The organism is Aquicoccus sp. (assembly GCF_041686535.1).
GTDB lineage: Bacteria > Pseudomonadota > Alphaproteobacteria > Rhodobacterales > Rhodobacteraceae > Aquicoccus.
Genome location: NZ_JAWLDS010000129.1, coordinates 1 through 6,415, shown reverse-complemented (window position 1 = coordinate 6,415; position 6,415 = coordinate 1). Strand labels below are relative to the sequence as shown.

The window sequence follows — 6,415 nt, the reverse complement described above, 5'->3', positions numbered from 1 at the left end:
GTGCCCGAAAAGCCCCCCATCGCCCCGGCCAGCGCGCCAACGCCAACCTGGGCCACCGGCTCGCGTTCCGGCGGAATCCGCGGGCGCCAGCCCCAAAGCTGCAACAGCGTGAAGACCGTCACCGGCACCCCGATCAGGATGAACATCGCCTGCGACGGAATGACCCGGACCATCTGGGCGCTGATGATCAGCATCACCCCGCCCACGATGATGAAAAGCCGGAACGCGCGGAGCGAGGCCAGCGCCGCGCGCACCCCCTGCCGGAACCCCTGCCAGAGATTGCCCACCAGCGTCGGCATCAACAGCCCCGCCAGCGCCAGTTCCGGCGAAATCACGCTGCCCATGCCGGAAATCATGATCAGCGGCATGGCAAACCCGACCATCCCCTTGATCGCCCCGGCAAAGAGCGTGATGCCGATACAGGCGAAAAGCGCGGCAGGCGAAAGAAGAGCGAAGAGCATGTCCATGCCTTGTCTTATCCACCCCGGCCGAGGGCTGCACCTGTAAAATCATGCGCGCAAGAAATGAACAGAACGCACCGTCAAAATGGCATTTATATTGCGCTGCACCTGCGAAATGCCTAAATACGCGGGGTGACAGGAAAAGGGACCCGAACCATGCCGAAGGATTCGCCGAGCGCCATGAATGATAACGTCATCCTCCCCGATCTTCTTGACCTGACCGGCGCCGCCATCGCCCCAGCCGAGGCGGTGCTCGCCAAGGCCACCGAGGCCCTGCGCGTCTTGGTCAGCGACGGGGGCCGGGTGTCGGCCACGCAAATCGAGGCGCATCAGGGCGCGGCACATGGGCTGGCATGGCTCGCCACATATGTCGAATCCCTTCGCCAGATGCAGAAATGGGCCGAGCAGGTCAGCGCAGAGGGCAAATTCGGCGAAGTCGAACAGTCGATCCACCAGATCGCCTTCGGCGAATATCTCTGGCAGATCGCGGGCGGCATCCAGATGAACCAGACCGAGGTCGTCCGGCTTCAGGATATCGGCCTTGCCCGCACGGACATCGAGGCGATGATGACAGATCCGGTCGCCACGCTCTGCGATCACGGCAACAGCCAGGCCGCGCGGCTGCGCCTTGTCGAACTGATGCAGGAACGCGCCGCCGAGATTACCGTGGGCACCACCGGGCTCGATGACGAGCTCGAGATGATCCGCGAACAATTCCGCCGCTACGCGCTCGAAAAGGTCGACCCTTTCGCCCATGACTGGCACCTCAAGGACGAGCTCATTCCGATGGAGGTGATCGAAGAACTGGCCGAGATGGGCGTGTTCGGCCTCACCATCCCCGAGGAATTCGGCGGGCTGGGCCTCAGCAAGGCGTCGATGGTGGTGGTCTCGGAAGAGTTGAGCCGCGGCTATATCGGCGTAGGCAGCCTTGGCACCCGCTCCGAGATCGCGGCCGAACTGATCCTCGCGGGCGGCACCGACGAACAGAAAGAGCACTGGCTTCCGAAGATCGCCAGCGCCGAGATCCTGCCCACGGCGGTCTTTACCGAACCCAATACCGGCTCGGACCTGGGCGCCCTGCGCACCCGCGCCATCAAGGACGAGACCGGTGATTATCACATCACAGGCAACAAGACCTGGATCACCCATGCCGCGCGCACCCATGTGATGACGCTCCTCGCGCGCACCGACCCGGAGACGAGCGACCACCGGGGATTGTCGATGTTCCTTGCCGAAAAGACGCCGGGCACCGACGAGAACCCCTTCCCCACCCCCGGCATGACCGGTGGCGAGATCGAGGTGCTGGGCTATCGCGGCATGAAGGAATACGAGCTTGGTTTCGACAATTTCCACGTCAAGGGCGAGAACCTGCTGGGCGGGGTCGAGGGCCAGGGCTTCAAGCAGTTGATGAAAACCTTCGAGGCCGCGCGCATCCAGACCGCCGCCCGCGCCGTGGGCGTGGCGCAGGCCGCGCTCGACCAGGGGATGCAGTATGCGCAGGACCGCAAGCAATTCGGCAAATCGCTGATCGAGTTTCCCCGCGTCGCCTCGAAACTCGCCATGATGGCGGTCGAGATCATGGTGGCGCGGCAGCTCACCTATTTCAGCGCCTGGGAGAAAGACAACGATCGCCGCTGCGACCTCGAGGCCGGGATGGCCAAGCTTCTGGGCGCGCGGGTGGCCTGGGCCGCGGCCGACAACGCGCTGCAGATCCATGGCGGCAACGGTTTCGCGCTGGAATACAAGATTTCCCGCATCCTGTGCGACGCGCGCATCCTCAATATCTTCGAGGGCGCGGCCGAGATTCAGGCCCAGGTGATCGCGCGCCGCCTGCTGGGTTAGGCGCGTACGCTCGCGACCGGCCCCGCGTCGGGGCCGGTGCCCCTGGGGTCAGCGCGCGCCGATCCCCTTGCCCAGCCCCTCGGGCGCGGGCAACGACGCATGCGCCTCGGCCAGCTTCACGAGCGCTGCTTCGACATGCGGCGCCGGCGGGGCGGACCGGCGGGTTTCAAGGTTCACGTGCAGCAGGAAATGCTCACCCGTCGACAGCAGCCGCTCGCCCGCGTGCATCTCCTGGAAAAGATGCATCTTCTTGCCTTGGCCCACGATCACCCGCGTCCTGATCTCGATCACCTCGCCGGCCCGCGCCTCGTCGAGATGGCGGATATGGGTCTCGGTGGTGAAATAGCTGCCCCCCCCGGCGATGTAATCGGCGTCACAGCCGATCATCTGCATCAGCCGGTCGGTCGCATCGGCAAAGGCTTCGAGGTAACGGCTCTCGGTCATGTGGCCGTTGTAGTCGAGCCATTCGAGCGGCACCGCCCGGCGCGCGGTGAGCACCGGTTGCGACAGGTCGTGCAACTCGTCCACATGCCGCACCAGCCCAGAGGCGGGTTCGATGCGGCTGTCATGTGCCCGCTGCAACGCCCCCGCGCCCCAGTCCTCGCGGTAAAGCGCGCGCATGATCCCCACGAGGTTGGCATCGCGGATGCGCTCCAACTCGCGGATCGAATGCGCGCCCGATTGCGCGTCGGACTGGTCGGCAATGGCGTCGATCAAATCATCGGTCAGCTCCGGCACGTCCATGAGCTTTGTCCACGGCCATTTCAGGCAGGGCCCGAACTGGGCGATGAAATGGCGCATCCCCGCCTCGCCGCCCGCGACGCGATAGGTCTCGAAGAGGCCCATCTGTGCCCAGCGCAGGCCAAAGCCGTACCGGATCGCGTTGTCGATCTCCTCGGTCGTGGCGATCCCGTCGCGCACCAGCCACAGCGCCTCGCGCCACACCGCTTCGAGGAACCGGTCGGCGACATGGGCGTCGATCTCGCGGCGCAGGTGCAACGGATACATGCCCAGACCGCCGAGGATCTCCTTGGCCCGGTCCACCCGCGCGGCCTCGTTGGCGTCGGTCGTCACCAGCTCGACCAGCGGCAAGAGGTAGACCGGATTGAACGGATGCGCCACCATCACCTGGCCCGGCCGCGCCAGACCGGCCTGCAACTCGCTGGGCTTGTAGCCCGAGGTGGACGAGCCGATCACCGCTTCGCCGGGCACATGCGCCATCAACTCGGCATAGACCTTCTGCTTGAGGTCGAGCCGCTCGGGCACGCTTTCCTGTACCCATTCGGTGCCCGCGACCGCTTCAGCGATGGTGTCGTGAAACGTCACAGCGCCCTCTTGCGGCAGCGCCACGTTGCCCAGCCCCGGCAGCGACAGGCGCGCATTCTCCATCACCTCGCCGATCTTGCGCCCGGCCTCGGGGTCGGGGTCAAAGACCCGCACCTGCCAGCCGTTCAGCGCAAACCGCGCCGCCCAGCCGCCGCCGATCACACCCCCGCCCACGATTGCCGCAATCCTGCCCATTCTCTCACCTTTCCTGCATCCGGGACCCATCACGACCTGCGATGGCCCGGTCCTTCATCTTGCCTGAAATACTCCGGGGGTGCTGACAAAATGCCCCGGCATTTTGCAGCTTGGGGGCAGAGCCCCCATCCCCGCCCACGTCTCAGCCCGCCGGGGCGCGCTTGACCAGTCCCAGCTTGTCGCGCACCTCCTGCGGGCCAATCACCCGCGCGCCCATCCGCTCGACGATGCCCGCCGCGCGCTCGACCAGTTGTGCATTGGTCGCGAGCACGCCCTTTTCGAGCCACAGGTTATCCTCGAGTCCCACGCGCACATGCCCCCCGGCCAGGACCGAGGCCGCGACATAACCCATCTGGTTGCGTCCCAGCGAGAAGGCCGAGAAATTCCAGTCGTCAGGCACGTTGTTGACCATCGCCATGAAGGTGTTAAGATCGTCAGGTGCCCCCCACGGTACCCCCATGCAAAGCTGCACCAGCGCGGGCGCATCGAGCACCCCGTCCTTCACCAGCTGCTTGGCATACCAAAGATGCCCGGTGTCGAACGCCTCGATCTCGGGCTTGACACCCAGCGCCGTCATCATCCGGCCCATCGCCTGCAACATGCCCGGCGTGTTGGTCATCACGTAGTCGGCCTCGGCGAAATTCATCGTCCCGCAATCGAGCGTGCAGATCTCGGGCAGGCATTGCTTGATATGCTCGACCCGCTCGGCCGCGCCGATGAGGTCGGTGCCCGCCTCGTTGAGCGGCAGGGGTTTCTCGGGGCTGCCGAAGGTGATGTCGCCGCCCATACCGGCGGTGAGGTTCAGCACCACGTCAACCTCGGCCTCGCGGATGCGCTCGGTCACCTCGCGGTAATAGTCGAGGCTGCGCGACGGCGTGCCGGTCTCGGGGTCGCGCACGTGGCAATGCACCACTGCCGCGCCGGCGCGGGCCGCGTCGATCGCGCTTTCGGCGATCTCGCGCGGGCTGCGCGGCACATGCGGGCTGCGATCCTGCGTGCCGCCCGATCCGGTCACGGCACAGGTGATGAAAACCTCGCGGTTCATGGTCAAGGGCATGGACGACTCCTCTGTTTCCTTCGGTTTCGTATCGGCGCCATTATTCCCCGGCTTGGCAGACAACATTTGACCGAATACGAAGCCGATATGACAAGACTCGCAGAATCCCCGCTCACCGCCGCCGTGCTCGTGCTGGACGATTGCAACATGCTCTCGCTCGCCGCGACAGTCGATCCGATGCGCGCCGCCAATCGCCGGGCGGGGCGGCGGCTGTTCGACTGGGGGTATTACACCGCCCGGGGAACGCCCGCGCGTCTTACCTCGGGGCTGGCCGTGCCGGGCGCGCCGATCGAACGGCTCGACCGGGCCGATCTTCTGGTGCTGGTGGCGGGGTTCAACCTCGAAACCCATGCCACCCCCGCGCTCCTGGCCTCGCTCCGGCGGCTGGCGCCGCGCTGCGGCGCGGTGGCCGGCGTCGATGGCGGAAGCTGGATCATGGCCCGCGCCGGGCTGCTCGACGGGCAGGTGGCGACCACCCATTGGGAAGATCTCGACGCCTTCGCCGCGCGGTTCGACGCGCTCACCGTGCTGCGCCAGCGTTACGTGGTTTCGGGCAGGTTCATGACCGCCGGGGCCGCCATGCCCGCGCTCGACATGATGCTGGGGCTGATCAGGGCGCGGTTCGGCGCGGGGCTGGCGCGCGACGTGGCGGGGGCCTTCCTGCATGACCCCGCCCCCGGCGCCGATCAGCCCCAGACCCCCCATTCCGGCCCGGCTCTGGCGCGGCGGCACCCGGTCGTTGCGCGCGCGCTGGCCCTGATGGGCGAACATGTCGAGACCCCCCTGCCCGTGGCCGAGATCGCGCACCGCCTGCACCTCTCGCCACGCAGCCTCGAAATGCATTTCACCCGCGCGCTGGGCCAGCCGCCCAGGTCGGCCTACATGGCGCTGCGCATGGCCGAGGCCTGGCGGCTGGCGATCGAAACCGCCCTGCCCGTGCAGGAAATCGCGCTCGCCACCGGCTTTGCCTCGCAATCCGCACTCTCACGCGCTTTCCGCGCTGCGCACGGCACCTCGATCCGCGCCCTGCGCCGCGCGCGCCGCGCGGCAGGCTGAGGCGCAAACCCGGCGGTTTGGAAAGTTTGACTTGCGCTCTGCGGGTCGTCCAGAGCTTGGCACAAGGCTGCGCGGTCGCCGACCCGCGGGTTGGCGAGCCGACATCACAGCAACGCGATTTATGCCAGCCAAGCTCCTCCACGATCAGTGTTCCGCACGCCATTACCAATCGCCGCCCCGGGGGGCGGATCGGCGATCGCGCGGCGGCCTTCGGCCTTGATTCCGCGCAGGGTCATGAAGCTGGCGTCCGCAATGACCTCGACCCGCAATGCCCTCGAATACCCAGAGGTCTCCGGTGCGACAAGACGCCCACCTGCGCACCCCGGGCCGATCCAAACGTCGCAAGGTCACATCTCCAAACCGCCGCGATCTGGTGGACGCCGCCGCGCGTAGCCCCTACCCTTTGCGCAATCCCGACCCGGGACGCGCGACAGGAAGGACCAGACCGATGCTCGATTCACCCACCGAGAAACGCATG

The 6,415-nt window shown here is 66.6% G+C and carries 5 protein-coding genes; 2 read left to right on the top strand and 3 right to left on the bottom strand.

All coding sequences use genetic code 11. The features are described 5' to 3' along the window. The coding region (locus tag ACESL9_RS16410) for a TSUP family transporter (protein ID WP_372675215.1) at nucleotides 1-461 on the bottom strand (461 nt) is incomplete at its 3' end. Between the two features lie 180 nt (nucleotides 462-641). Here ACESL9_RS16410 and ACESL9_RS16405 point away from each other — a divergent pair. After that, the gene (locus ACESL9_RS16405; RefSeq protein WP_372615062.1) at nucleotides 642-2,303 is read left to right on the top strand and encodes an acyl-CoA dehydrogenase family protein; all 1,662 of its coding nucleotides are present in this window, start codon (nucleotides 642-644) and stop codon (nucleotides 2,301-2,303) included. A gap of 48 nt (nucleotides 2,304-2,351) precedes the next feature. On the opposite strand, the gene ACESL9_RS16400 is transcribed toward ACESL9_RS16405, so the two are convergent. After that, a complete protein-coding gene (locus ACESL9_RS16400) occupies nucleotides 2,352-3,824 on the bottom strand; it encodes a carnitine 3-dehydrogenase (protein WP_372615063.1) in 1,473 nt (490 codons plus the stop codon). 142 nt (nucleotides 3,825-3,966) lie between these two features. After that, on the bottom strand, nucleotides 3,967-4,881 hold the full coding sequence (locus ACESL9_RS16395) for a 3-keto-5-aminohexanoate cleavage protein (RefSeq protein ID WP_372615064.1): 915 nt from the start codon (nucleotides 4,879-4,881) through the stop codon (nucleotides 3,967-3,969). Between the two features lie 87 nt (nucleotides 4,882-4,968). Here ACESL9_RS16395 and ACESL9_RS16390 point away from each other — a divergent pair, with 87 nt between their 5' ends. Beyond that, nucleotides 4,969-5,937 (top strand): GlxA family transcriptional regulator, encoded by a 969-nt coding sequence (locus ACESL9_RS16390; RefSeq protein ID WP_372675214.1) that lies wholly within the window; start codon nucleotides 4,969-4,971, stop codon nucleotides 5,935-5,937. Nucleotides 5,938-6,415: the final 478 nt, after the last annotated feature.